General features: G+C 66.8%; 23 protein-coding genes. 6 read left to right on the top strand and 17 right to left on the bottom strand.

Annotated elements, in window-relative coordinates:
* Window positions 1-42: 42 nt before the first annotated feature.
* Complete coding sequence (prfB, locus tag ABD225_RS04975) at window positions 43-1158, bottom strand: peptide chain release factor 2 (RefSeq protein WP_344082088.1); 1116 nt, start codon at window positions 1156-1158, stop codon at window positions 43-45.
* A gap of 61 nt (window positions 1159-1219) precedes the next feature.
* Between prfB and ABD225_RS04970 the strand changes: the two genes are divergently transcribed.
* Entirely contained in the window at window positions 1220-1762 is a 543-nt protein-coding gene (locus ABD225_RS04970) for a ferritin (protein WP_344082086.1), read from the top strand.
* Window positions 1763-1769: 7 nt separating this feature from the next.
* On the opposite strand, the gene ABD225_RS04965 is transcribed toward ABD225_RS04970, so the two are convergent.
* The 6 genes from ABD225_RS04965 to ABD225_RS04940 form a co-directional block, all read right to left on the bottom strand.
* Entirely contained in the window at window positions 1770-2390 is a 621-nt protein-coding gene (locus ABD225_RS04965) for an alpha/beta hydrolase family protein (protein ID WP_344082084.1), read from the bottom strand.
* A gap of 5 nt (window positions 2391-2395) precedes the next feature.
* Window positions 2396-3811, bottom strand: coding sequence for a xylulokinase (gene xylB, locus ABD225_RS04960; protein WP_344082082.1), 1416 nt, complete (start codon window positions 3809-3811; stop codon window positions 2396-2398).
* Window positions 3812-3943: 132 nt separating this feature from the next.
* The gene (locus ABD225_RS04955) at window positions 3944-5425 is read right to left on the bottom strand and encodes a mannitol dehydrogenase family protein (RefSeq protein WP_344082080.1); all 1482 of its coding nucleotides are present in this window, start codon (window positions 5423-5425) and stop codon (window positions 3944-3946) included.
* Between the two features lies 1 nt (window position 5426).
* Window positions 5427-6284 carry a carbohydrate ABC transporter permease gene (locus ABD225_RS04950; protein WP_344082078.1) on the bottom strand — a complete coding sequence of 286 codons (858 nt, stop codon included), beginning with the start codon at window positions 6282-6284 and terminating at the stop codon, window positions 5427-5429.
* Window positions 6281-7216 (bottom strand): carbohydrate ABC transporter permease, encoded by a 936-nt coding sequence (locus ABD225_RS04945; RefSeq protein ID WP_344082076.1) that lies wholly within the window; start codon window positions 7214-7216, stop codon window positions 6281-6283. The genes ABD225_RS04950 and ABD225_RS04945 overlap by 4 nt, the downstream gene beginning before the upstream one ends.
* Window positions 7217-7220: 4 nt before the next feature.
* On the bottom strand, window positions 7221-8591 hold the full coding sequence (locus tag ABD225_RS04940) for an ABC transporter substrate-binding protein (protein WP_344082074.1): 1371 nt from the start codon (window positions 8589-8591) through the stop codon (window positions 7221-7223).
* A 128-nt stretch (window positions 8592-8719) separates the two neighbouring features.
* Between ABD225_RS04940 and ABD225_RS04935 the strand changes: the two genes are divergently transcribed.
* Window positions 8720-9673: a sugar-binding transcriptional regulator gene (locus tag ABD225_RS04935; RefSeq protein ID WP_344082072.1), complete on the top strand. Its 954-nt coding sequence runs from the start codon at window positions 8720-8722 to the stop codon at window positions 9671-9673.
* Window positions 9674-9682: 9 nt separating this feature from the next.
* On the opposite strand, the gene ABD225_RS04930 is transcribed toward ABD225_RS04935, so the two are convergent.
* Window positions 9683-10504: an SOS response-associated peptidase gene (locus ABD225_RS04930; protein ID WP_344082070.1), complete on the bottom strand. Its 822-nt coding sequence runs from the start codon at window positions 10502-10504 to the stop codon at window positions 9683-9685.
* Between the two features lie 98 nt (window positions 10505-10602).
* On the opposite strand from ABD225_RS04930, the gene ABD225_RS04925 reads away from it, so the two are divergent.
* Genes ABD225_RS04925 through rsgA form a run of 3 tightly spaced genes read left to right on the top strand, consistent with a single transcriptional unit; the run spans window position 10603 to window position 13467 of the window.
* Window positions 10603-11145, top strand: coding sequence for a DoxX family protein (locus tag ABD225_RS04925; protein WP_344082068.1), 543 nt, complete (start codon window positions 10603-10605; stop codon window positions 11143-11145).
* Window positions 11132-12457 carry a 3-phosphoshikimate 1-carboxyvinyltransferase gene (aroA, locus tag ABD225_RS04920; protein ID WP_344082066.1) on the top strand — a complete coding sequence of 442 codons (1326 nt, stop codon included), beginning with the start codon at window positions 11132-11134 and terminating at the stop codon, window positions 12455-12457. Before ABD225_RS04925 ends, aroA begins: the two co-directional genes overlap by 14 nt.
* Complete coding sequence (rsgA, locus tag ABD225_RS04915) at window positions 12454-13467, top strand: ribosome small subunit-dependent GTPase A (protein ID WP_344082064.1); 1014 nt, start codon at window positions 12454-12456, stop codon at window positions 13465-13467. The genes aroA and rsgA overlap by 4 nt, the downstream gene beginning before the upstream one ends.
* An 83-nt stretch (window positions 13468-13550) precedes the next feature.
* Here rsgA and ABD225_RS04910 read toward each other — a convergent pair whose 3' ends face one another.
* From ABD225_RS04910 to ABD225_RS04890, 5 genes are all read right to left on the bottom strand, one after another.
* Entirely contained in the window at window positions 13551-14765 is a 1215-nt protein-coding gene (locus ABD225_RS04910) for an ABC transporter ATP-binding protein (protein ID WP_344082062.1), read from the bottom strand.
* On the bottom strand, window positions 14758-15807 hold the full coding sequence (locus ABD225_RS04905; protein WP_344082060.1) for an ABC transporter ATP-binding protein: 1050 nt from the start codon (window positions 15805-15807) through the stop codon (window positions 14758-14760). Before ABD225_RS04905 ends, ABD225_RS04910 begins: the two co-directional genes overlap by 8 nt.
* Before the next feature lie 8 nt (window positions 15808-15815).
* On the bottom strand, window positions 15816-16742 hold the full coding sequence (locus ABD225_RS04900) for an ABC transporter permease (RefSeq protein ID WP_344082058.1): 927 nt from the start codon (window positions 16740-16742) through the stop codon (window positions 15816-15818).
* Window positions 16735-17661: an ABC transporter permease gene (locus ABD225_RS04895; protein WP_344082056.1), complete on the bottom strand. Its 927-nt coding sequence runs from the start codon at window positions 17659-17661 to the stop codon at window positions 16735-16737. The genes ABD225_RS04900 and ABD225_RS04895 overlap by 8 nt, the downstream gene beginning before the upstream one ends.
* A gap of 253 nt (window positions 17662-17914) precedes the next feature.
* Window positions 17915-19600 carry a peptide ABC transporter substrate-binding protein gene (locus ABD225_RS04890; RefSeq protein WP_344082054.1) on the bottom strand — a complete coding sequence of 562 codons (1686 nt, stop codon included), beginning with the start codon at window positions 19598-19600 and terminating at the stop codon, window positions 17915-17917.
* A 269-nt stretch (window positions 19601-19869) separates the two neighbouring features.
* On the opposite strand from ABD225_RS04890, the gene hisN reads away from it, so the two are divergent.
* Window positions 19870-20658 carry a histidinol-phosphatase gene (gene hisN, locus ABD225_RS04885; protein WP_344082052.1) on the top strand — a complete coding sequence of 263 codons (789 nt, stop codon included), beginning with the start codon at window positions 19870-19872 and terminating at the stop codon, window positions 20656-20658.
* Window positions 20659-20668: 10 nt separating this feature from the next.
* Here hisN and ABD225_RS04880 read toward each other — a convergent pair whose 3' ends face one another.
* From ABD225_RS04880 to ABD225_RS04865, 4 genes are read right to left on the bottom strand one after another with little or no spacing between them, the layout of a single operon-like run.
* On the bottom strand, window positions 20669-22018 hold the full coding sequence (locus tag ABD225_RS04880; RefSeq protein WP_344082050.1) for a M16 family metallopeptidase: 1350 nt from the start codon (window positions 22016-22018) through the stop codon (window positions 20669-20671).
* Complete coding sequence (locus tag ABD225_RS04875) at window positions 22018-23301, bottom strand: M16 family metallopeptidase (RefSeq protein WP_344082048.1); 1284 nt, start codon at window positions 23299-23301, stop codon at window positions 22018-22020. The genes ABD225_RS04880 and ABD225_RS04875 overlap by 1 nt, the downstream gene beginning before the upstream one ends.
* Window positions 23276-23797, bottom strand: a complete 522-nt coding sequence (locus ABD225_RS04870) for a metallophosphoesterase family protein (protein WP_344082368.1) — start codon at window positions 23795-23797, stop codon at window positions 23276-23278. The genes ABD225_RS04875 and ABD225_RS04870 overlap by 26 nt, the downstream gene beginning before the upstream one ends.
* Before the next feature lie 35 nt (window positions 23798-23832).
* The gene (locus ABD225_RS04865; protein WP_344082047.1) at window positions 23833-24414 is read right to left on the bottom strand and encodes a hypothetical protein; all 582 of its coding nucleotides are present in this window, start codon (window positions 24412-24414) and stop codon (window positions 23833-23835) included.
* Between the last annotated feature and the right edge of the window lie 859 nt (window positions 24415-25273).

Raw genomic sequence — 25273 nt, 5'->3', positions numbered from 1 at the left:
GCAGCGGGTGTCAATGCGCCGATTGCGTGTATATGTGCGGTGTTACTCGCCCAGGGCGGGCTCGCCCGAGCGCCGCCAGCGGATGCCGGCCTCGATGAATCCGTCGATGTCACCGTCGAAGACCGACTGGGGGTTGCCGACTTCGTAGCCGGTGCGCAGGTCCTTGACCATCTGATAGGGCTGCAGGACATAGGAGCGCATCTGGTCACCCCAACTGGCCTTGATGTCGCCGGCCAGTTCCTTCTTGGTCGCCGCCTCCTCGGCCTTGCGCAGCAACAGCAGGCGGGACTGCAAGACCCGCAGCGCGGCGGCGCGGTTTTGGATCTGCGACTTCTCGTCCTGCATCGACACAACGATCCCGGTCGGGATATGGGTCATCCGCACGGCGGAGTCGGTGGTGTTGACGCTCTGGCCGCCCGGGCCCGAGGAACGGAAGACATCGACCTTGATCTCGTTCTCGGGGATCTCGATGTGATCGGTGCTCTCGATCAGCGGGATGACCTCGACGGCGGCGAAGGAGGTCTGGCGTCGGCCCTGGTTGTCGAAGGGGCTGATCCGCACCAGCCGGTGGGTGCCGCCCTCGACGGAGAGATTGCCGTAGGCGTAGGGCGCGGACACCTCGAAGGTGGCCGACTTTAGGCCGGCCTCCTCCGCATACGACGTGTCCATGACCTTGGTCGGGTGGCCGTGGCGCTCCGCCCAGCGCAGGTACATTCGCAGCAGCATCTCCGCGAAGTCCGCGGCATCGACGCCACCCGCGCCGGAACGAATCGTCACGACGGCAGCCCGCTCGTCATACTCCCCCGACAGCAGCGTCCGAACCTCCAACTCACCGACCGAGCCGCGGATCGCCGCGAGGTCCCGCTCGGCTTCGGCGAGGGTCGCCTCGTCGTTCTCCTCCTGGCCGAGTTCGACGAGCACCTCGAGCTCATCAATGCGCCCGTCAAGTTCGACAATCCGATCGCGCTCGGCGATCGCGCGCGAGAGCGCCGAAGTTACCTGCTGCGCGCTGTCCGGGTCGTCCCACAGGTCTGGCGCGCCCGCCTTGGCTTCGAGGTCGCTGATCTTGGCCGCGAGGGCATCGAGATCCGTCACCTCGCGCACCGACGTCATGGTCGTGCGAAGGTCCCTGATCTCGGTGGAGAAGTCCGTAGCCACAAGGAGCAAGCCTACGGCAGAGGGGCCGGACCCCCCGTGCCCGCCGATTAGGCTTGGGCGTATGACGACTGCAGCCGCGACGACCTTCGAAGAACTCCTCACCGAGCAAGTCCGCAACGAGTTCACCGCGAGCCAGCAGTACATCGCTCTCGCCGTGTGGTTCGACAACCATGATCTGCCGCGCCTGGCGGCGCACTTTTACGCCCAGAGCGTTGAGGAGCGCAATCACGCGATGATGTTCATCCAGTACCTCCTGGACCGTGACCTGCAGGTCAGCATCCCCGGTGTCGGCGAGGTGCTCAATGACTTCTCCTCCCCGCGCGAGCCCATCGAACTCGCGCTGGTGCAGGAGAAGCAGGTCACCAGCCAGGTCGAGGCGATTTTCCGCGCCGCGCGCGAGGCCGGCGATGTGCTCGGGGAGCAGTTCATGCTGTGGTTCCTCAAGGAGCAGGTCGAGGAGGTCTCCTCGATGAACACGCTGCTGACGATCGCCACTCGCGCGGGCGATGACTGGTTCCAGATCGAGGACCACCTGGCTCGCGAGGCCGTGGGGGACGGCGGCGCAGACCCGAGCGCCCCGCCGGCTGCGGGCGGCGCCCTCTGAGGTCCGCCTAGCCGATCAACTCGGGCAGGTAGGCAAGCGCCGCGTCGAGAACATCCGTCGGTGTCTTGCCGAAGGAGTGCGTGCCGGCCGCCTCGGCCACCCAGGCGGGGTCAGCGAGTTCGGCCCGCACTTCCGCTGGCGTCCCGAACGGATCCCTCGCCCCTTGGATGACCCGCACGGGTATGCCGTGCTCCCCCGGTGCCCGCAGCTCCGCCGCCCGCGAAGCCTCGGGCTTTCCCGGCGGATGCAGGGGGAAGGACAGGGCGAGCACCCCGCTCGCGCCCACGGTGTATGCCGTGCGGCACGCCACCCGGGCGCCCGCGCTGCGTCCGCCCACGACGACCGGCCCCGGCAACGCCAGTTCGGCGAGCATCGGCACCCAGGCGGCATCGAGCGTGGGTGGCCGTCCCGCGACCTTGCGCCCGGCTACCTTCCACGGCTGCTCGATGAGGATCACGCGATAGCCGTGTGCCGGAAGTCTTTTGGCGAGCAGCATCAGGTCGCTGGCGCCGATGCCGCCCCCGGCCCCGTGGCTGAGGACGACGCTGGCTCGCTCCGGCGCCGAGCCGGTGTAGAAATGCGCCCGACCCGGCCCCTGCGGGGTGGGCAGCTCAACCCGCTCGGCCATCGGACTCAACCGATCCCGTGCGTCCTGCGCAACACCTCGCGATAGCGCGCAGCGATCTCGGCAGACCGGTCCGCATCGCCGGCCTCGGTTCGGCAGGTGATCTCGACCGGCCAGTCGGGCAGGTCGGCGCCTGGCCCGGCCAGAGCCCAGGCCGCTTGCCGGGCCGCGCCCAGCCCGACATACTCCCCGGGCGCGGGGATCTCGACCGGAGCCCCCATCAGCAGCGGCGCGATCTGCCGGACGGCGCGGGATGCGGCGGCACCGCCGATGATCAGCACGCGCCCGATGTGCACGCCATGAGCGCGCAGGGCATCAACACCCGCCGCGACATTGAGCAGCATGCCCTCGACGATGGCTCGGGCCAGATTCTCCGGCGTGGCATTCGCCCGGGTCATCCCGTGCAAGGAGCCAGTCGCTGCGGGCAAGTTCGGAGTGCGCTCGCCGTCGAGATAGGGCAACAGGGTCAGTCCGCCGGCTCCTGGCTCAGCCGCCAGCGCCAACCGGTCGAGCCCGTCGAAGTCCACCCCGAGCATCGCGGCGCCGGCATTGAGCACGCGCGCGGCATTCAAGGTGCACATCAAGGGCAGATAGCCGCCTGCCGCATCGGCGAAGGAGGCGATGGCTCCCGACTCGTCCGCGATGGGGTCGGCGGCGCGGACGAAGACGGTCCCGCTCGTCCCCAGCGAGCACACCACGTCGCCGGGTTGCAGTCCCAGGCCCAGGGCGGCTCCCATATTGTCGCCCGTCCCCGGCGCCACAAGCATGCCCGAATCGGTCTGCCCGGCAATGGCATTCGGCTCCAGGACGGTTGGCACGCCGAAGCTGCGCCCGGCCGCGAGGGCCATGACGTCCTCGCGATAGCTATTGGTGTGGGCCGACCAGTATCCGGTGCCGGAAGCGTCGCCACGATCGGTGGTCCAGGCCTCGAAGCCCCCGCGGGCCTGGAGTATCCGGCCGGTTAGCCAGTCATGCGGCAGCACACACGTATGCAGTCGATCCAGGTTCTCGGGCTCGTTGCGGGCCAGCCAACGCACCTTCGAAACGGTGATGGCCGCGACAGGGACCACGCCGATCTGCTCGGCCCACGCCCCCGCTCCCCCAAACTCCTCAACCAAGTCGGCCGCGCTCGACGCGGACCGCGTGTCATTCCAGAGCAGGGCCGGCCGGATGATCTGGTCCGCGCTGTCCAGGGTGACCATGCCGTGCTGCTGGCCGCCGACCGCAAGTGCCGCGACACCGTCCAAGATGTCTCCGGCGCACGCCTGCTCCCAGGCCGTCCACCACGCGCTGGGATCAACCTCCGTGCCGTCCGGATGCGGCGCTCGGGCGGTGCGGACGACCTCGCCCGTCGCCGCATCGCAGACGACGATCTTGCAGGACTGGGTCGAGCTGTCGACCCCGGCGACCAGGGTGCGGGACATATACGCCTCCGTTGGCTTCAGTCTTTCGGCCATCCTAAGGACACGCCGGAACCGGAGCCCCTCACACGAGGGACCCCGGTCCGTGGGCCGCCACCGCCGGCTGGCGGGAAGAGCGGTGGCGTCGTGCGTCGCTCAGGCGTTCTCGAGGTCTTCGAGGGTTGCCCGGGCACCCTTCTCGTGCAGGCTCGCGAGGAACCGCCGATAGGGCGTGGTGAAGCGCTCATCCTCGGCGAGGTCGCCGAAGAAGTCGCGATTGCGCAAGAAGGCGAGGTCGTCCTCGGACTGGGCGGCGGCCGCGGCCATCACCGTGTCCTTAAAGCGGTCGACGACCTCGATGGGCTCACCCTGCTCGTCGGTGCCCTCGGCATACTTAGCCCAGGAGGCGACGATCAGCGCAGATCGCTCGATCGCTCCCCCGCGCACAAGGTTGATGCCGATCACGGGCACCAGCCACTTCGGGATCCGGTCCGAACTCTCCGCGCAGAGCCGCGCGAGGGTGTCGCGCACCTCCGGATTCGCGAAGCGCTCGATGAGCTGATGACGGTAGGCGTCCAGATCGACCCCCGGCACTTCGGGAAGTGTCGGGCTGCCCTCGTTCTCCATGTAGCCGAGGAGGAACTTCACGAAGAGCGGGTCCTGGCAGACCTCGTGCGCATAGCGATAGCCGCTGAGATAGCCGAGATAGCACAACGCCTGGTGGGAGGCGTTGAGCAGGCGCAGCTTCATCAGCTCGTACGGCACGACATCCGGGACGATCTGGACGCCGACCTCCTCGAACGCCGGTCGCCCGGCGCCGAAGTTGTCCTCGAGAACCCACTGAGTGAACGGCTCGCAGACCACCGGCCATTGATCGGCGATCCCGAATCGTTCGGCGAGATCGTCGATATCGGCCTGCGCGGTGACCGGCGTGATCCGATCGACCATGCAGTTGGGGAAGGCGACCTGCTCGCGGATGTATGCCGCGAGCTCGGGGTCCTTGAGTTCGGCAAAGGCCGTAATCATCTTCTGGGCGATATGGCCATTACCGGGCAAGTTGTCGCAGGACATGACGGTGAACGGCGCGGTACCCGCATCGCGGCGTATCCGAGCAGCCTCGGTGATGAAGCCGAAGACACTGCGCGGACCACCCTCACCGGCCAGGTCGGCCTGCAAGTCGGCGCCGGATGCATCGAACTCACCCGTGACCTGGTTGACGTGATAGCCGCCCTCGGTCACCGTCAGCGAGACGATCCGGGTTGCTGGATCGGCGAGCCGATCCAGCACCGCGTGCGGGTCATCCGGCGCGAACAAATAGTCGACCATGCCGCCGATGACACGAGCGTCGCGCGAACCGTCCGGGTGCTTGACCACCAACGTGAACAAGCAGTCCTGGGCTTTCATCGCATCGCGCATCCGGACATCGCCGGGCATGGTGCCCACCCCGACGATGCCCCAGTCGTGCGCCGCCCCAGCGTTCATCAAGGCGTCGAGGTACATCGCCTGATGGGCTCGATGGAAGCCGCCGACCCCGAAGTGGACGATGCCGGGAGTCAGGCCGGAGCGGTCGTATGCCGGGACGGCCACCTCGGGAGCCAGGCTCCCGAGAGTGGCGTTCGAGAGGGGGGTCGCCGACATATCAGCGCACCGCACCCATCGACAGACCCTGGACCAGCTTGTCCTGCGCCGCGAATCCGGCAACAAGCACCGGCAGCGAGACCACCAACGAAGCCGCACACACCTTGGCCAAGAACAAGCCTTGGCTGGTGACGAAACCGGTCAGATAGACAGGCGCCGTCTGCGAGACCGTGCCGGTGAGCACGCGGGCGAAGAGCAATTCGTTCCAGCTGAAGATGAAGCAGATCAGCGCGGCGGAGGCCAAGCCGGGCATGACGACCGGAGCGACCACCTTGCGCAGGGTCAGGATCAACCCGGCGCCATCAACTTCCGCGGCCTCGAGCATTTCGCTCGGGACCTCGGCGAGGAAGCTGCGCAACATCCAGATCGCGATCGGCAGGTTCATCACCGTGTAGAACACGATGAGCAGCCAGATGTTGTCCAGCATGCCGACCTTCTTCGCGAAGAGGTAGATCGGCAGCAGGCCGGCCACGATGGGCAGGAACTTCGTCGACAGCAAGAAGAAGAGCACATCGCTCCACTTGCGCACCGGCCGAATCGAGAGGGCGTAGGCCGCCGGGAAGGCCAGCACCAGCACTAACAGGGTCGAGACGACACTGGCCATCACCGAGTTGATTAGCGAGGGCCATGGGCCGGACTCGAAGAAGGAGCGATAGCCCTCCAGCGTTAGCGGTGCGCCGAAGGACGGCGGGTTGGTCGCCGCATCGGGCTCACTGTGGAAGCTGGTCAGGATCATCCACAGCACCGGCGAGACGAACATCAGACCGACGACCCAGGCGGTGATCGACAAGATCACGCCGGAGCGCGGCTGCTTGTGAACATTCTCCACCTGTCCGGTCGAGAGGGTTTTGCCACTCATCGCTGCTCCTCCCGGAAGATGCTGAAGACGGTCCGCAGGGCCACGGTGGCCACGAAGATCGTCAAGATGACGACGACGACGCCAGCGGCCGAGGCCAGACCGTAGTCCTGCCCTGTGTAGAAGGTTTGGTAGATGTAATAGGGCAGGTTCGCTGTGCCGAGACCACCGCCGGTGATCGTGAAGACATGGTCGAAGTTCTGCACGACATAGATCGTGCCGAGCAACCCGGACAGCTCCATATACGGCCGCAGGTGCGGCAGCGTCATATTGGTGAAGATCTGCCAGGGGCTGGCCCCGTCAATGCGCGCCGCCTCCACGACATCCATCGGCCGAGACTGCAATCCGGCCAGCAGGATGAGCATCATGAAGGGTGTCCACTGCCAGACGATGGCGAAGATGATCGACCACATGGGGTGATCGCTGATCCAGTCCGGCTGCGGTGCGTCCTCGCCGAAGATCTTGGTCAAGAGGCCGTTGAACAAGCCATATTCGGGGTTGTAGAGGGCGTGCTTCCACAGCAAGGCGGCCGCGACCGGGACGATGAGGAAGGGCGTGATCATCATCGTGCGCACGATGCCCTGGCCGAAGAACTTCCGGTCCAGCAGCAAGGCGATGAGCAGGCCGAGGAAAAGGGAGATCAAGACGACAGCGGCCGTGAGCAGCACGGTCACCCAGATCGCCTTGCGAGCCGACGGGTCCGTCAGGACCGTCTTGTAGTTGGCAATGCCTCCGAAGCCGCGCTCATCCGGGTAGTAGGCATTCCAATTCATGAACGAGGCACCGATCGTGAAGACGAACGGCAACTGCGTGACGAAGAAGACCAAGATCAATGCCGGAAGAAGCGGCATCCTGCGCGCCCAGTCTCCTGAGCGCGCAAGACGTGCCGGCTTCTTCGTGGCGACCCCGGCCCCCTTGGTGGGGGTCGTGGTCATGGGCTTACTTGTTCTGGTACTTCTTGGCGACTTCCTCGGCCAGCTTCTGGCCTTGGTCGAGCGCCGCGTCAACGGTGGTCTGGCCCGCGATCGCGCTGCTGACCAACTGGCTCACGTCCGTGCCGAGCTTCGGGAACTCGGGGATGCCGACGAACTGGATGCCCATCGCCGGGCGCGGCTGCGCACCCGGGTTCAGCGGGTCAGCCGACTCGATGGCGGCCTTTTCCTTCTCCGCGAAGGCGCCGGCTTCCTTCAGGTAGTCGGCATTGGAGTAGGTCGAGGCGCGCTTGCCGGACGGGATCTTGGCCCAGCCGAGTTCCTTGCCGACCAGCTCTTCATACTCCTTGCTGGAGGCCCAGGAGATGAACTTCCAGGCGTTGTCCTGGTTCTTGGAAGCCTTCTGGACCGCCCAGGCCCAGGTGTAGAGCCAGCCCGAGCTCTTGGTCTTGTTGACCGGTGCGGCGGCGTAGCCGACCTTGCCCTTGATCGGGGAGTTGGCGGCCTCGAGCGAGCCGGCGGCCGAGGTGGCGTCGTACCACATCGCGACCTTGCCCTGAGTCATGTTGTTGAGGCACTCGGTGAAGCCCGCCTGCGGGGCACCGGCCTCGCCGTGCGCCTTGACGAGGTCGACATAGAAGTTGACGGCCTCCTTGAACTCCGGGGCGTTGACGCCGGGGGTCCAGTCTTCGTTGAACCAGGTGCCGCCGAAGGTGTTGACGACGGTGGTCAGCGGGGCGAAGATCTGGCCCCAGCCCGGCATACCGCGCAGGCAGATGCCCTTCATACCGGACTCCGCGCCGTCCGCCTTGGCGGCGAGGTCGGCGACCTCGGCCCAGGTCGGGTTGTCGGGCATCGTTAGGCCCTTGGCGTCGAAGATGTCCTTGCGGTACATCAAGAACGACGACTCGCCATAGAACGGCTCGCCATAGATCTTCCCGTCGACCGAGAGCGAGGTCGTCATCGACTTCATGATGTCTGACTGGTTGAAGGCGGAGTCGCCATTGGCCTTCTCGGTGAGGTCCGCGACCCAGCCGTTCTTGGCGTAGATCGGGATCTCGAAGTTGGAGAGGGAGGCCACGTCATACTGCCCAGCCTGTGAGGAGAACTCCTGGCTGATCTTGGCGCGGACGTCATTCTCCGGAAGAACGGTGTAGTTGACTTTGATGCCCGTCGCCTTGGTGAAGTTGGCCTCGGTGAGCTTGCGCAGGTCTTCCATCTGCGGGTTGTTGACCATCAAGACGTTGACGGAACCACCACTACCGCCGCTGCCACCGGTGTTGCCGCCGCCGCCCCCACCGGCGCCGGAACAACCCGCGAGCCCGGCCGCCACGAGCGATGTCGCGCCCGTCAGTGCCCAGAACTTCCTACCAGCCATTGCGTCTCTCTCCTCGTTGAGTGGAACGCCGGAACCCGTGTGCTCATTTGAGCGCACCCCGCGCACATATGAGTAAAGTGGTCCCTGTCACACTTGTCAAGGACGACACCACTAGATGGGATCAGAACGTGACCGAGGCCCTGGGACCCTCCGCGAGGGTGCTCGCCGCCGCGGTCGCGCGCCGGCACTACCTCGCCGGGGAGTCGAAAGTCGATATCGCCGGCGCCCTAGGGATCAGTCGGTTCAAGGTCGCCCGGCTGCTTGACCTGGCCCATGAACTCGGCATCGTGCGCATCGAGATCGCGAGCGACCAGATCGTGGATCTCCAACTCTCCGAAGAGGTTCGGGAAGCCTGGGAGCTCCATCACTGCACGGTCGTGCTCGGTCACGGCGCCGACGCGGTGGCGCGCGAGGACCTAGGTCGCACGGCCGCAGAACTGCTGTGCGAAGTGGTGACCGATAAGGATGTGCTCGGGCTGCCCTGGGCGCGCTCGGTCTCCGACATGATCCGCTCGATCACCGCCTTCCCACGGATCCCGATTGTGCAATTGAGCGGCTCGGTCGTCGTGCCGGACGAAACCACCAGTCCGGTCGACATCGTCGGACGTATCGCCCGCATCGCCGGCGGCGAGGCGCATTTGTTCTATGCCCCGCTCATCCTCGACGATGCCACCTCGGCCACCGTCATGCGCCGCCAGCCATCAGTCGCCTCCGCCCTCGCGGCTGCCGACCGGGTGACGATCGCCGTGGCCGGCATCGGCGCGTGGGCGCCTGGGCAGTCGACCGTCTACGACACGATCGGCCCCGAGGATCGCGCGGAGGCGGTCTCGGCCGGTGTCGTCGGGGAGGTCATGGGCATCTATTACGGAGCCGATGGTGCACCGGTGCCGACCCATCTGACGGATCGGATGGTCACCTTGACCGGCGATCGGCTGCGGGCCGTTCCGGAGGTGATCGGCATCGCGCGCGGCCGCAACAAGGCCCAGGCGGTGCGGGGTGCGTTGCGCGGCGGCCTGCTGAAATCCCTCGTCATTGACACCGAGATCGCCCAGTCGCTCTTGGCGGGTGACTGGCCTCGCTAAGCGCGAGCCTTAGCCGATGATCTCCCCCGTGCTCGGGTCGACGACGCCGACCAAATCCGACTCTGGTGCCGGGTCGAGCAAGTGCGGGCCATTGGCCTGATTGGAACTGACCGCCCGGCTCACGGGGTATGCCGCGAAGCGCCCCGGATCGGCATACTCCAGCAGGTCGGACACCCCCTCCGGGTCGGTCAGCGCGGGATCGAGCCAGCGCTGCCAATCCTGCTTCTCCAACACGAGGGGTTGGCGGTCATGGATCCGGTCCAGCCCGGGCTCGGCGGCCGTCGTGATCACCGCGAAGGAGACCACCCAGGCCGACGGATCGTCGGGATCGGCCACGGCGCGATCGCGCCAGAACTCATAGATCCCCGCCATGGCCACCAGGGCGCCATCCCCGCGGTGGATGAAGAAGGGCTGCTTGCGTGGCTTGCCCTTGGCGTCGGTCGCCGAGGGCGAGACCTGCCATTCGTACCAGCCCTGCGCCGGGACCAGGGCCCGACGGGCAGCAAGGGCGCGGGCATAGGCCGGCTTCTCCCCGATGGTCTCGGCGCGCGCATTGATCATCCGGGCGCCGCCCTTGACGTCCTTGGACCAACTCGGAACTAGGCCCCAGGTGAGCAAGCGCAGCTGGCGCACCGGCTCCTGACCCATGGCCCGGGTGAGGATGACCGGCGCCTGCTTGGTGGGCGCCATATTCCAGTCCGGCGTGCCCGCCGGCGGCGACTGCGGGTTGACCAGAATGGACGCGGTGGCCTCGTCGTGCCGATCCGCCTCGACATCAAAGACCTCGACCAATTCGGCCAGGTCCGCGCTGGCGGCATACCTCCCGCACATGCGGCGGCTCCATTTCTCGGGGGCGAGCTTCGCTCCGCGCGGGGCGGTGCGGCGTCTACGGTAGGAGTAGACAACTGCACCCGACCCTAGAAGGTTCCATGACTCTCGTGCGCCGTGTTGCTCGTCCCTTGCTCGCCTCAATGTTCCTCGTGGGAGGCCTGGACGCCCTGCGCCACCCTGGCCGGCTGACTCCGAAGGCCGAACCCGTCGTCAAGGCGCTCGCCGGCCCGCTGGGCCTACCCGATGACACCGAACTGCTCGTGCGCGCCAATGGCGCAGCGATGGTTGCGGGTGGCGCCTTGCTCGCGACGGGTCGCTTCCCGCGATTGGCCGCCTCCGTGCTGGCGGGTTCGCTGGTGCCGACGACCTATGCCGGACACCCGTTCTGGCAGGACACCGACCCGGCGACGCGGGCCCAGAACCGCATCCAATTCTTGAAGAATCTCAGCATCCTCGGCGGCGTCTTGCTCGCGGCCGTCGACACCGAGGGCAAGCCCGGCCTGGCCTATCGCGCCCGGATGGCCGGCGATGCCGCCTCGCGAACTCGGTCCTCGGTGGCTAAGGACGCGCGGTATGCCGCCCGCACCGCCAAGCGGGAAGCGCGCCTGAAGCTCGCCACGGCAACCGATGCCTTCAGCTGATCCGTCGCCGCCCGGGCCGGACGGTCTGTGGGCGGCGCCCCTGGCCACCGGCCCCGTCCAGGCCGTCGTCACCCTTCCGGGCAGCAAATCGCTGACCAATCGATATCTGGTGCTCTCCGCGCACGCGCAGGAGAGTTCCCGGTTGCGCTCCCCCCTGCGATCGCGGGACACCCTGCTCATGGCGCAAGCCCTGCGGGAGCTCGGGTGCGAGGTCGGCGGGGCCCCCGATCAGCCCGCCGACTGGATCGTCACTCCGCATACCCTGCGGGGCGGCGGCACCGTGGATTGCGGTCTCGCGGGCAATGTGATGCGTTTCGTGCCGCCGGTGGCGGCCTTGGCGGCTGGACCGGTGGCCTTCATCGGCGACGCGCACGCCGCCGCGCGGCCGATGTCCGTGATTCTCGAGGCGCTCCGTGCGCTGGGCGTCGAGATCCACGACGAGGGCCGTGGCAGCCTGCCCTTCACCGTGCGCGGGCGCGGCGCGGTCCGTGGCGGAGCAGTGACCTTGGACGCCTCGGCGTCCTCGCAATTCGTCTCGGGACTGTTGCTGTCCGGGCCGCGCTTCGAGCACGGGCTGACGGTGCACCACGACGGGAAGTCCGTGCCGAGCCTGCCCCACATCGAGATGACGATGGAGACGCTGCGCGACGCTGGCGCCATGGTGGACGACACGACACCACACACCTGGCACGTCGAGCCGAGCGAAATCAACTCTCTCGATGTCGTCGTCGAGCCCGACTTGTCGAATGCCGCGCAATTCCTCGCGGCCGCCCTGGTCACCGGCGGTCGAGTGCGCATCCCCGGCTGGCCGCAGTACACCACCCAAGGCGGCGACGCGCTGCGCGACATCCTCGACCGCATGGGCGCCGATATCGTGCTGGATCGCGATGGCCTGACGATTACCGGCGGGGGCGGCGGCATCCACGGCCTCGACATCGACCTGCATGACAGCAGCGAGCTGACCCCCGTCATCGCGGCCCTGTGCGCGCTCGCCGAGCGCCCGAGCGTGATCCGCGGCGTCGCCCATATCCGGGGCCACGAGACGGACCGCCTGGCAGCCCTCGCTACCGAACTCAATGCGCTCGGTGGCGACGTCAGGGAAACGGAGGACGGCCTGCGAATCCGCCCTCGGCCGCTGCACGGCGGCACCTTCCACACCTATGCCGACCACCGGATGGTGATGGCCGCCGCCCTGCTGGGACTGGTCGTGCCGGGGATCCACGTCGAGAATGTGGCGACCGTCGCCAAGACTTTGCCCACCTTCGTGGACCTGTGGGATGGCATGCTCGGGCAGAGCCAGGCCCCCGCGTGAGCCGCCGGGAGTATGACGAGGATGATATCCGCGTCCGGCCCGGTCGGCGCGGGTCCCGGCCGCGCAGCAAGGACCGGCCGGCGCACGCCGATGCGACGATCGCCCGGGTGACGGGGGTGGACCGGGGCCGCTATACGACCTTGGTCGAAGGCCCTCCGGATCGCATCGTCTTGGCGATGAAGGCGCGGGAGTTGGGCCGCAAAGGCATCGTGGTCGGCGACCAGGTGGCGCTGGTGGGTGACGCCTCCGGCGCGCCCGGCAGCCTGGCGCGCATCGTGCGCGTCGAGCCCCGGGCCAGCATTTTGCGCCGCACCGCCGACGACACCGACCCGATCGAGCGCGCCATCGTCGCCAATGTCGACCAATTGGTGGTCGTCTCCGCGCTGGCCAATCCCGAGCCGCGGCCGCGGCTGATCGATCGCTGCCTGGTCGCTGCGTATGACGCCGACCTCGACCCGCTGCTCGTGCTGACCAAAGCCGACCTCACCGACCCGGCGCCCTTCCTGGCCAACTATGCGCCGCTCGAGGTGCCCTATGTCGTGACCTCCTCCGCTGCGGGCGAGTGGGCCGGCCTGGACGCCGTCCGCGACCATCTCGCGGGGCGCGTGTCGGTGCTCGTCGGGCACTCGGGCGTGGGCAAGTCCACCCTCGTCAACGCGCTGGTCCCGGATGCCGGCCGGGCCACCGGGGCTGTCAATGATGTGACGGGGCGCGGGCGGCATACCTCCACCTCGGCGGTCGCCCTCCAGTTGCCGGTCGGCGGCTGGGTCATCGACACCCCCGGCATCCGATCCTTCGGGCTGGCCCATGTCGATCTGGACCGGATCATTCACCATTTCCCCGACCTGGAGCCGGGGACGGCCGAATGTCCGCGTGGCTGCACGCATGACGAACCCGAGTGCGGCCTGGACGAGTGGGTTGCCTCTGGCCAGGCCGGACCCGCTGGCGCGGCCCGCCTGGACAGCCTGCGCCGCTTGCTGCGCGCCCGTGGTGCCCAGTCCGGCGACTGACCCTGCCCCCCGACGACCCGCCAGTATGCCGACGGGCCGGCCCGAGGGGTGTCCTCGAACCGGCCCGTTTCCCGATCTATCGCTCAGACGTCGCGGCGCTCGTCCGGCACTCTCCCGGGATGGCCCTCGTCATCCTGAATCGGCGCGAAGAGGTTGGCCTGGGCTTCTGTCGTCGTCTCCGGGCGCAGTCCGTCGGCGTCCTGGAGGGTGCCCTCCGCTTCCGCGATGGTCGCGGGGTCGCGGTGATCGACCTCGGCGAAACGCTCGTCGGGTTCGACATCGCTGACATCGGTGGTCGGCACGATCACTTGCGGCTCGGCGAAGTGACAGGCCGAGAAGTGCTCACCGACCCCGTCAGGGCGCAGGATCAATTCCGGCACATCGGTCTTGCACTTCTCCCGGGCTTTCCAGCACCGGGTGTGGAAGCGGCAGCCACTCGGCGGATTGGCCGGTGACGGCACATCGCCCTGCAGAACGATGTGCTGCCGCTTGCCGCGCAGCGTGGGATCGGGGACGGGGACAGCCGACAGCAGAGCCTGGGTATAGGGATGCGTCGGCCGCTCGTAGACCTCTTCCTCGTGCCCGAGTTCGGCCATCTTGCCGAGGTACATCACCGAAACCCGGTCGGAGATATGCCGCACCACCGACAGGTCGTGGGCGATGAAGACATAGGCGAGACCGAGCTCGGTTTGCAGCTTCTCCATCAGGTTGACGACCTGCGCCTGCACCGAGACATCGAGCGCGGAGACCGGCTCGTCACAGATCAAGACCTTCGGATCGAGCGCGATGCCGCGCGCGATGCCAATGCGCTGACGCTGGCCGCCGGAGAACTGGTGTGGGTAGCGGTTGATGTGCTCCGGGTTCAAACCCACCAGGTCGAGCAACTCCTGGACGCGCTTGCGACGCCCACCCTTGGGCACCACCTCCGGGTGGATCTCGAACGGCTCACCGATGATGTCGCCGACCGTCATGCGAGGGTTGAGCGAGGTGTAGGGGTCCTGGAAGACGATCTGGATGTTGCGGCGCAGCGCCCGCAACTCCTTGCCGGAGGCATTGGCCATGTCCGCGCCCTCGAATTCCACCGTCCCGGAGGTCGGCGCTTCGAGGCGGACCAGGAGACGGCCGAGCGTGGACTTGCCACATCCGGACTCGCCGACCACGCCGAGGGTCTCGCCCTTGTGCAGGTCGAAATTGACGCCATCGACCGCCTTCACGTGCCCTTGGACGGTCCGCAGAATGCCCCGGCGGATGGGGTAGTGCTTGACCAGGTCCCGGGCTTGGAGGATGACCTCAGGCATCGAGCACCTCCTCGGCGAAGTGGCAGGCGGACTTGCGGCCGGGGGCGACCTCGCGCAATTCCGGTCGGTCGGTGCGGCAGATGTCTTGCGCCATCCGGCAGCGCGGGTTGAAGGCGCAACCTGGTGGAATCCGCAGCAGGTTCGGTGGCAGGCCACCGATCGCCGCCAGGGTCTGGCCCTTCTGGTCCAGGCGCGGGATCGATTCCAGCAAGCCCCGGGTGTAGGGGTGGGCCGGCTTGGCGTAAAGGTCGTAGACGTTGGCCGTCTCGACCAGCCGGCCGGCATACATCACCGCAATCCGGTCCGCGACATCGGCGACCACGCCGAGGTCGTGGGTGATCAGGATCAGGCCCATCTGCCGTTCCTGCTGCAACTCCTGCAGCAGGGCCATGATCTGGGCCTGAACGGTCACATCGAGCGCCGTCGTCGGCTCGTCGGCGATGAGCACTGCCGGGTCGAGGGCGATCGCCATGGCGATCATGATGCGCTGGCGCATACCACCGGAGAACTGGTGGGGATAGGCCTTGACCCGATCCTTTGCCGCCGGGATGGAGACACGCTCCATCAGCCGCACGGCCTGTGCCAGCGAATCGGACTTGTTCATCCCACGGTGCTGACGGAACATCTCGGCGATCTGCCAGCCGACTGGGAAGACCGGATTCAGGGAGGACAGGGCGTCCTGGAAGATCATCGCGATCTCAGCCCCACGCACCCAGCGGCGCTGGTCGTCGGGCATCGTCAGCAAGTCGAGGCCGCAGTACTTAATTGCGCCCTCGGGGATCTTGGCGGGCGGCATATCGAGGATGCCCATGATGGCCTGAGCGGTCACGGACTTGCCCGACCCGGACTCGCCGAGGATGGCCAAGGACTCGCCCTGGTCAAGGTGGAAGCTGACGCCATTGATGGCCTTGGCCACGCCATCTTCAGTGTGGAACTCGACGTGCAGATCCTCGACGTCGAGGAGCCGGCCGTCCACCGGGGTGTAGGTGATCTTGCCGTCACCGCTGCGGGTTTGCGGTGCGGCCGATGTAGTCGTCGACACGGAACTCCCTATCGGCTCTTGGGGTCGAAGGCGTCACGGATGGCGTCGCCCAACATGATGAAGGCGAGCACGGTGATGCTCAGGAAGAGACTGGGGAAGAGCAACATGTGCGGCGTCGTCCGCAGCCCGACGATGGCATCGTTGATCGAGACGCCCCAGGAGATGACCGGTGGGGTCAGACCGATGCCGAGGAAGGAGAGCGTCGCTTCCGCCGCAATATAGGCACCCAGGTTGATGGTCGAAACCACGATCATTGGGCCCATCGCGTTGGGGATGATGTGGCTGCGGATGATCCGCCAGGGGCTCGCGCCAAGGGCACGCGCGGCCTGGACATAATCATTCGGCAGCACCTGCAGCACGCTGGAGCGCATCAGTCGCGCCAAGGACGGCCAGCCGAGCAGGGTCAGGGCCATAACCACCTTGAAGATGACGCCGAAATATCCGGTCATCGTCCCGCTCAACGCCGCCATGAAGAGAATGGCGCCGAGCAGCAGCGGGATCGCGAAGAAGATGTCGGTGATGCGGGAGACGAGTGAGTCGACCCAACCGCCGGCATATGCGGCCAGGGTGCCGATCGCCCCCCCGAGCAAGACGGTGAAGACGGTGGTGAGCACACCGACGAGGATCGAGGCGCGCGCGCCGTAGATGACTCGGGCGTAAATGTCGTAGCCCTGGATGTCCCGGCCGAACCACGCAGCGTCACTCGGCCGCGAACGGGCCTCCTTGAGCACGGCCTTCGTCGGATCGGTGCTGGTGAACAGGCTGGGCCAGATCGCCATCAAGAGGAAGATCAGGATCAGGACGGCGGAGACCCAAAAGAAGGGGCTCTTGCGCAACGAGCGCCAGGCGTCGGCGCCAAGAGAGCGTGCGTCGCCGACATCACCACCAGCGGCCTGGGCTTCGGCGCCTTCGACTTGGACTGCGCTTTCACTCATGGCTGATCCTCGGGTCGAGCACGCCGTACAGGATGTCGACGAGCAGGTTGACGAAGAGATAGATGATGACCAGCGCCGTCACGGCGCCGACGACCGCCACGCCGTCGCGCATCTGGATGCCCCGGAAGATGTAGCCGCCGACGCCTTGGATATTGAAGATGCGCTCGGTGACGATGGCGCCGCCGAGCAGCGCGCCGAAGTCGAAGCCGACGAAGGTGATGACCGGGATCATCGAATTGCGCAGGGCGTGCAGCCCAACGGCGCGGCGTCTGGACAGGCCCTTGGCAATGGCCGTGCGGACATAGTCGGCTCGCAGGTTCTCCACGAGGTTGGTGCGGGTCAGGCGGGCGACATACGCGATGGACAGCGACCCGAGCACCAGAGCCGGCATCGTCAGTTCATAGAAGGTCGCCTTAGATGAGACGGTGACCGGGAAGAGCCCGGTCCGCACGCCGATGAAGTACTGCGCGAGAGCACCGATGACGAAGACCGGGATGGAGATGACGAAGAGCGTCGAGACCAGGACGAGGTTGTCGACGAACTTGCCCTTGCGGATGCCGGCCAGAATGCCGGCCAGGATCCCGACGACGACCTCGACGGCAATCGCCATCAGCGCAAGCTTGCCCGTCACCAGGTAGCGCTTCTGCAGGTCGTCCTTGACCTTGACGCCATACTGATTGGTCCCCAGGTCGCCCTGCGCGAGCTTGGCGACGTACTTGCCATATTGGATGGGCAGTGGGTCGTCGAGGTTGTGCTCGGCACGGTACTTCTGGATGTAGGCCGCTGAGCAGGGGCGTTCGCCGCACTTGCCCGCGGTGGGGTCTCCGGGCATGGCGAAGACCATGTAGAAGATCAGGAATGTTGTCCCGATGATGACGGGAATCATCTGCAGCAAACGCCGCACGATGTACTTGCCCATGCCACCTCCTTGGGGAACATCGGGGCCGAGATCGTCGGCCGGTTCGGGAACGCCCGGGTGCTCCCGTGCGCCTGCGCACCTTGGATCCTATACCGCCGATCCGGCTCGTGGAATGGTGCGCGCTGACTTGTGATCGGCGAATCGAGGCCACTGACCAGGCCCCGAAACGGCCGGTCGGCCTGCCGGTGGTGAACCACCGGCAGGCCGACGCGTTGTAGGCATTCGCCTCTAGATCGCCGAAGCGATCGTTACATCACTTGACGGTGATGGCGGAGAAGTCCGGGACACCGAACGGGGTGATGGCGAAGGTGCCGATCTTCTCGGAGTAACCCATGGTCGCCTTGCCGTAGTACATCGGGATGGTCGGCATGTCGGCCGCGATGACCTTCTCCGCCTCCTGGTACTTCGCGTTGGCGGCGTCGAGCCCGTCAGCGCCAGCAGCTTCCTTCAGCAACTTCTCGAACTCCGGGTTGTTGTAGTTGAAGTAGTTGCTGTCGGCACCCGCGGTGTAGATCGGGGCGAGGAAGTTCTCGATCGACGGGTAGTCCATCTGCCAGCCCATGCGGAACAGACCCTTGATCTCGCCCTTGCCGAGGCCGGTGAGGAAGGTCTTGAAGTCCACGGTCGGGGTGGCGGTGCAGTCGATGCCGAGGGCGTCCTTGATGCTGTTGCAGGTCGCCTCGGTCCACGCCTTGTGGTCGCCATCGCCGTTGTAGGTCAGCGTCAGCTTGCCGGAGTAGCCGCCGGCCGCGTCGAGGGCGGCCTTGGCCTTGGCTGCGTCGTAGACGCAGGCCTCGCCGCAGACATCCTTCTGGTAGCCGTCAACAACGGGAGAGACCCAGCCGGTGGCGGGGACGCGCGTGTTGTTGAAGATGGCCTTGTTGATGGTGTCGCGGTCGATCGCCATGGAGATGGCCTTACGGATCTCCGGCTTGGCGAGCGACGGGTCGGCCTTGGGGTTCATGCCGATGTACTGGATGACGCCGGTCTCGCGCTGCGCGTTGCGCTCGCCGAGGTCGGTCTTGTACTTGTCGTCGATGAGGGCCGAGACGGGGATGGCGTCCAGGACGTCGATCTGGCCGGCGAGCAGGTCGTTGTAGGCCGCGTCGGTGTCCTGGTAGATCTTGAAGGTGATCTTGTCCAGCTTGCCCGCGTTGGCGCCGGAGTAGTCGGCGTTCTTGACCACGACAATGCTCTGGCCCTCGGTCCAGGACTCGAACTTGAACGGGCCAGCGCCGATGGGGGCCTTGCCGAAGGCCTCGGGGTCCTTGAAGAAGGCGTCCGGCTGGGGGGCGAAAGCGGTGTAGCCGAGGCGAACCGGCAGGTTGGAGACCTTTTCGGTGGTCTTGATGGTGAAGGTCTTGTCGTCGACAACCTTCAGACCGGTAAGTTCCTTGGCCTTCGGAGCGCCCTCGCCCTCGCACGCGGTCTTCTCGTCGGTGCCGGTGCACTGCAGGTCAGCGAAGCCCTCGATCGGACCGAAGAAGTAGGAACCACCCTGGCCGTTCGGGCCATATGCCGCGTAGTTCCACGCGTCGACGAAGCTCTTGGAGGTGACGGGGGTGCCGTCGGAGAACTTGTAATCCTTCAGGGTGACGGTGAAGTTCTGGTTGTCGTCGGTCTTGATGTCCTCGGCGATGTCCATCTCCGGCTCGGCCGTCTCGGAGTTGTAGTGGACGAGCTTGGCCGTGATGGTGTCGAGGATGTTGCCACCGCAGGTCTCGCTGGTGTTGCTCGCGATGAGCGGGTTCTCGGGGGTGCACCCGTGGACGACGATCTCGCCGCCCGCTGCGGCCGGAGCCTCGCTGGATGAGCTCGAGTTGCTGCCGCTACCGCTCGTGGTGCTGGTCGTCTCGGTGCTGGAACCGCTACAGGCGGCCGTGAGCATGGCGAACGCCGACACACCGGCGACGGCAATGGTGCGAGTAGTTCCCCGCATGGATTTCCTCCTACTGGTTTGGCCGCCCCTGGTCGTGGCGGTGTCCCGACGCCGGTCCCGATCGAGGTCGGCGCCGTGCGCTTCGCATTACGTTGCGCTGTCCTATGTAAGTCGACGCAGGGCCCCGACGCGACAACCAGGTCCCGTCCGAAACACAAATGTGATGGAGACGCAGGTCACATTCGTTGCTTTTGGTCGCCAAAGTCGGCACGCACGGGAAAGTTGTGACTCCTGAGGTCTGCCCGCCAGGCGGCCAGTAGCCTTCGCTCATGCCCGGATATGACGACGACCTGCGGCTGGCCCATGTGCTCGCCGACGCCGCCGAGCGTGTGACGATGGCGCGCTTCAAGGCCGAAGACCTCCGGGTGGAGGCCAAGCCAGACCTCTCCCTGGTCTCTGACGCCGACCGCACGGCCGAAGAGGTGCTTCGCGGGCAGTTGCAGCGCACCCGGCCCCGCGATGCCGTGGTCGGCGAAGAGTTCCCGGGTACCGGCCACGGACCGCGGCGCTGGGTCATCGATCCCATCGACGGCACCCACAATTTCGTGCGCGGTGTGCCCGTGTGGGCCACCTTGATTGCCTTGGTGGACGGTGATCAGCCCGTCCTTGGCCTCGTCGCCGCCCCGGCCCTCGGTCGGCGCTGGTGGGCAGCGACCGGGACCGGCGCCTGGACGGGGCGGAATATCACTGCGGCTAAGCGCATCCAGACCTCGGGCGTGCGATCGATCGCCGATGCCTCAATCTCCCTCTCCAGCGTCACGTCCTGGTCAGCGTCCGGCCGGTTGTCGCCGGTCCTGCGGCTAATGGATCGCTGCTGGCGCGACCGCGCGTACGGCGATTTCTGGTCCTACATGATGGTCGCCGAGGGCGCGGTGGATATCGCCGCCGAGCCGGAGCTCGCGCTCTATGACATGGCGGCGCTGGTGCCCATCGTCACTGAGGCGGGGGGCCGGTTTACGTCCCTAGATGGCACACCCGGCCCGTTCGGCGGCAATGCGGTGGCCACCAATGGGTTGCTGCACGATGAGGTGCTTCGGGCCCTCACCCCGCAGGGCTGATCCCTCGCTTCTAGTTGGGGACGACGTCGACGCGCTGCCCCAGGGCACGGATCGCGTCCGCATACGCCGAGGCATCGCCGACGATCACGATCGTCCACTCCCCTGTCACATAACGGGCATACGCAGCCTCGAGGTCCGCGGTGGTGAGGGTCCGCATACGGTCCAGATTGGTCGTCGTGAAATCCAAGGGCAGCCCGTCGAGGATGCTCGCCGCGGCCTCCTCGGCGACGGCATCGGCTGTCGCGAAGCGGCCCGGCGCCGTGTCGACGATGAAGTCAACGCCATCGGCGAGTTCCTTGGCCGTGAAGCCCGCATCGCCGGAGGCAAGGATCTCGAGCAGGATCGTCAAGGCATCGGCGGTCACTTCGGTGCGCACCGAGCCGCTTGTGACGAACATCCCGCCGGCGCGCCGCGGGCGGAAGCCCGAGCGCATGCCGTAGGTGTAGCCCTTCTCTTCGCGCAGCACGGCATCGACCCGGGCGTTCGGCGAGCCCCCCATCACGAAGCCGAGCACGGGGTATGGCGCCCACGCGGGCTTCACATGCCGGTCGGGTCCGGGCCCGGCGACCACGATCTCGGACTGGACCGAGTCCGGCCGGTCCACGAGCACAATGCGCACCGCATCGTCAGCACGGCGGGGCACCTCGGCCTCCGGCGGGAGCGCGCGCGGCCCAGGAGTCCAAGACCCGAAGCTCTCGGCGAGCAGCGTGTCGAGGTCGATGCCGCTCAGGTCGCCGGAGACGATCAAGGTGGCGCCGGCCGGGCCGACATGGGTCGCGTGGAAGGACTCGACATCCTCGCGGGTCAGACCGGAGACGGTCTCCGCCGACCCGGCGGTCGGTCGCGCGGCCCGCTCGTCGGGATGGAAGAAGGTCGCCGCGAGTTCGCGGGCGGCCCGGTGCGGGGCGGAGGCGCGCTCCTGCTCGATCTCGGCAAGGCGGGTGCGGACGAGCCGGCGCACCTGCTCTGCCGGGAAACTCGGGCGGGCAATCGCCGCGACCATCAGGGCGAGAGCATCCGCGAGGCGCGAGGCGGGGGCGTCGACATCGACATGCAGACCGCCATCGGACAGGCCGGCACCGAAGGCCACGCCCTTGCGCTCCAGGAGTTCGGTGAACTCCTCGGTGTCATGCTCGAGCGTGCCCTCGTCGAGCAGACGGGTCATCAGGGAGGCGACGCCTTCGCTCTCGCGTGGCTCGGAGCGCACCGAGAGGGGGACGATCAGGCGTAGGGCGACGACATACTGCCCGGGCAGGTCGAAGGTATGGACGGTGAGCCCATTGGACAGGCTGCTGGTCGTGGGCTGGGGGAAGGCCCAGCGGGCGGCGGGGGTGACCTCGGGGCGTGCGATGACGGTCATCAGGCGGCCTCGACATTCTCAAGCGTCAGGTAGGCGACGACGGCGCGGGCGCTGGGATTCAGCCAAGTGCGGGCCACGCGCGTGACATCCTCGGCGGTCACGGCGGACAAGTCGTCGAGCAGGTCATTGATATAGCCCGGCCGCCCATGCAGGAGTGCATGGTGGCTGATCAGGTCGGCCCGCTCTTCTTGGGAGCCGAGAGCCTGCAGCCAGGCGCGCTCAGATTGCGCGAGTGCCGCCTCCATCTCTTCTGGGGTCGGGCCGCTGTCCAAGAAGGCCGTCAGCTCTTCGAGGAGGGCAGACTCGACATACTCCGGATCCGCGTCGGTCGCGATATCGACGACGATCAGGCCCAACGACACCCCGTCGACGAAACCCATGGCGTGGGCTTGGACGGAGTTGGCGACCTGCTCGGAGCGCACTAGTCGGCGGACCAGCCGTGACATGGATAGGCCCCCCAGGGCTTCGAGAGCGAGGTCCGCGGCGAGGAAATCCGAGTCGCCCTCGACCGGCAGCCGGAACGCGAAATGCAGCCGGTTGTTGGGCACCTCGCCGATGACCACCTCGCGGGCTGGCTCGGTCAGCGGAGGTAGTTGACCCAGATTGGCACGGGACGTGCCGTCGGTGCGCGGGAGCTGGCCGAAGTAGCGCTCGACACGGGCGAAGCCGTCCTCGGGGTCGATATCGCCGACGAGGGTCAGGACCGTGTTGTCTGGGCGATAGTGCGTGGCGAAGAAGGCATGCACGTCCTCGACGCTGGCCGCATCGAGATCGGCCATCGAGCCGATCGTCGGGTGATGGTAGGGGTGGCCCTCGGGGAAGATGGTGGCGTAGATGTCGCGCATCGCATTGCCATAGGGCACGTTGTCGTAGCGCTGGCGCTTTTCTTCCTTGACGACATCGCGTTGGTTGTCCAGGTTGGTCTGGTTGACCGCGTCGAGGAGATAGCCGTGGCGGTCGGCCTCCAGCCACAGGGCGAGGTCGAGCACCCCGACCGGGACCGTCTCGAAGTAGTTGGTGCGGTCGAACCAGGTCGTGGCATTGAGGCGGGCGCCGCGAGCCATGAGCGCCGAGAAGTGCTCGCCGCTGGCGACCGAGCGCGAGCCTTGAAACATCAGGTGCTCGAAGAGGTGCGCGAAGCCGGTGCGCCCGGCCACCTCGTGTCGCGATCCCACATTGACCCACAGGTTGACGGTGACCGTCGGGATGCTGTGGTCCGGCGAGATGACGACACGCAGCCCGTTGCCCAGGGTGCGCTCATGGATGGGGTAGTCCAGGGGCATGGGCACACCATAGGTCGCCCACTCCCCCGGCACGAATGCGGACGCGGGAAGCAGGGCCTTGCCGAGCCGTACAGCGCAAACGAGCGAACACGGCCGGAGGATCGTCCGTGGCGGGCTCCTTGAGCCCGGCGTGCGCGACCACCAGCAAGCCGTCGTCGAGGACGTAATGACTGATGAGGCCGTCCATGAACACCAGCGCTTGCTTGTTGAAGTCATCGGACTCGGCGGCCATCTGTTCAAGGGACTCGGCCAAGCCGTGGGAGACCGTCACCTTTGCTCCCCTGAGCGCGCGCACGAGCTTGGCCTCGGGGTTGCCGGAGACGCACAGCGCGTTCCCTGAGGCAACCATGCCCATGACCAATCGCAGGACTGCGGGAGTGTCGGGTCCGCGATCAACGAGGTCGCCGACGAAGACAGCCTGGCGTCCCTCGGGGTGAGTGGCGTCGACCGCTGCGGTGTCGTCGTAATGAATCACCCAACCGAGTCGGGCGAGCAGTGTGCGAAGTTCGGAGGCGCAACCGTGGATGCCGCCTATGATGTCGAACGGCCCGTGGATGTCCTTGCGGTCATTCCACGGCTTCTTGCGGATGAGTTCGACAGCATCGATCTCGTCGGTGCCGCGCAGGAGGTGGACGCGTCGAAAGCCCTCTTTGTTGAGTCACCGGAGTGATCGTTTGAGGTCGCGGTGCTGACGGGAGACGACATGGTTGGCAAAGTCACGGTCGCGCCGCTGCTTGTTGCGCTCCAGCGCGACGTCTTCACAGGAATCGCGGAGTCGGCTAGGAACTGTTTGGCGTCGCATCGCCCACTGCGGGCGGTGGAGAACACGTCGGCCATCGCGACGCCAAGCAGCGATGAGGCGGCATAGGAACGGTCGTTGACGTACTGAGCCAGGCTGAAGTCCGGGGCGTCCTTGCGACGGGATCGAGCGAGCTTGATTGGGTCGATCTCCAGCATTAGGGCGGCCGTGCATCGCTCGCCGCTGGCTTCTGGGTAGAAAACCGTCGCCGTCCCAAAGGACTGCGTGAACTCCTGCACGCGGTCGGGGTGCTTGTGCAGGAGGTAGCCGAGGTCGGTCGCCGGCTGGTGGGTGGTCGTGACGGTCAGAAGCACCCGACAAGTCTGCCGTAGCGGCCCGATCTGTTCCCGGGAGTTTCGGTCTGGATGGCGGCCGGCGGCACCGTGTGCCTCACAGCGACGTACGAGCGCCCCATCGATCGCCGGGCAAACGTCAAGGGCCCGGATCTCGTGGGAGATCCGGACCCTTCGGCGCTGACGCGTTGGTAGCGGGGGCAGGATTTGAACCTGCGACCTCCGGGACGATCTGGTCCGTTTTCCGCTACTTCGGAATGTCTTTGGTCAACTCCGGTTGACTCGATCTACACGGAGATCGGCTGGCTGCCGATGTCGCCACTGTACCGGTTGTCTCGGGTCACCTCGGCCTTGCTCGCGCCGTACGTGATGGGATTTCGATGGCCACTCTCGGCCGGGAGTTCGCATGGCGAGACTCGCCGGAAGAATTTTCATCGCTGGTTGTCACCGGTTGTCCTCGGTTGGATCGCACCGTCTTCGACCAGTTCGGAGTCGACGATGACGGGCCGGATTCGGTGGTTGACATCGGCTCCGACCAGGCGCACCTTCGATGGGTGGACACCCACGATGTCATCGCCTCCCTGACTCCGGTCGGGGCGGACGGTCCCGCCGAATCAGCGGGACCGGTGGCGACCTCGTCGAAAGTCCACGGTGCCGGTGACGCACCGGCACCAGCGGTGGTGGTGACTCCCCACCACCGTGACGACCTGCTCGGTGTCCCTGCGTCGGCTGCACCCTCGACGGTGCCAGGGACTCCCCGGCACCGGTCCCGGCTCCGGGCCGGAACGGTGTTTCCGCAGGTCGCGCCGGTGGTGCTGAATCAGCACCACCGGTCGTGATCGTGCAGGTCGCACGGTCCCGCACCGGGTACGGGACCGGC

It is taken from the genome of Nostocoides veronense, assembly GCF_039531185.1.
GTDB lineage: Bacteria > Actinomycetota > Actinomycetes > Actinomycetales > Dermatophilaceae > Nostocoides_A > Nostocoides_A veronense.
This window is presented reverse-complemented; position numbering and strand designations above follow the sequence as displayed.

Excerpts from the sequence above, each read along its gene's own strand:
- ABD225_RS04970 (WP_344082086.1), top strand. The coding sequence starts at position 1,220 with ATGACGACTGCAGCCGCGACGACCTTCGAAGAACTCCTCACCGAGCAA.
- ABD225_RS04965 (WP_344082084.1), bottom strand. The coding sequence starts at position 2,390 with ATGGCCGAGCGGGTTGAGCTGCCCACCCCGCAGGGGCCGGGTCGGGCG.
- xylB (WP_344082082.1), bottom strand. The coding sequence starts at position 3,811 with ATGTCCCGCACCCTGGTCGCCGGGGTCGACAGCTCGACCCAGTCCTGC.
- ABD225_RS04955 (WP_344082080.1), bottom strand. The coding sequence starts at position 5,425 with ATGTCGGCGACCCCCCTCTCGAACGCCACTCTCGGGAGCCTGGCTCCC.
- ABD225_RS04950 (WP_344082078.1), bottom strand. The coding sequence starts at position 6,284 with ATGAGTGGCAAAACCCTCTCGACCGGACAGGTGGAGAATGTTCACAAG.
- ABD225_RS04945 (WP_344082076.1), bottom strand. The coding sequence starts at position 7,216 with ATGACCACGACCCCCACCAAGGGGGCCGGGGTCGCCACGAAGAAGCCG.
- ABD225_RS04940 (WP_344082074.1), bottom strand. The coding sequence starts at position 8,591 with ATGGCTGGTAGGAAGTTCTGGGCACTGACGGGCGCGACATCGCTCGTG.
- ABD225_RS04930 (WP_344082070.1), bottom strand. The coding sequence starts at position 10,504 with ATGTGCGGGAGGTATGCCGCCAGCGCGGACCTGGCCGAATTGGTCGAG.
- ABD225_RS04925 (WP_344082068.1), top strand. The coding sequence starts at position 10,603 with ATGACTCTCGTGCGCCGTGTTGCTCGTCCCTTGCTCGCCTCAATGTTC.
- aroA (WP_344082066.1), top strand. The coding sequence starts at position 11,132 with ATGCCTTCAGCTGATCCGTCGCCGCCCGGGCCGGACGGTCTGTGGGCG.
- ABD225_RS04910 (WP_344082062.1), bottom strand. The coding sequence starts at position 14,765 with ATGCCTGAGGTCATCCTCCAAGCCCGGGACCTGGTCAAGCACTACCCC.
- ABD225_RS04900 (WP_344082058.1), bottom strand. The coding sequence starts at position 16,742 with ATGAGTGAAAGCGCAGTCCAAGTCGAAGGCGCCGAAGCCCAGGCCGCT.
- ABD225_RS04895 (WP_344082056.1), bottom strand. The coding sequence starts at position 17,661 with ATGGGCAAGTACATCGTGCGGCGTTTGCTGCAGATGATTCCCGTCATC.
- ABD225_RS04890 (WP_344082054.1), bottom strand. The coding sequence starts at position 19,600 with ATGCGGGGAACTACTCGCACCATTGCCGTCGCCGGTGTGTCGGCGTTC.
- hisN (WP_344082052.1), top strand. The coding sequence starts at position 19,870 with ATGCCCGGATATGACGACGACCTGCGGCTGGCCCATGTGCTCGCCGAC.
- ABD225_RS04880 (WP_344082050.1), bottom strand. The coding sequence starts at position 22,018 with ATGACCGTCATCGCACGCCCCGAGGTCACCCCCGCCGCCCGCTGGGCC.
- ABD225_RS04875 (WP_344082048.1), bottom strand. The coding sequence starts at position 23,301 with ATGCCCCTGGACTACCCCATCCATGAGCGCACCCTGGGCAACGGGCTG.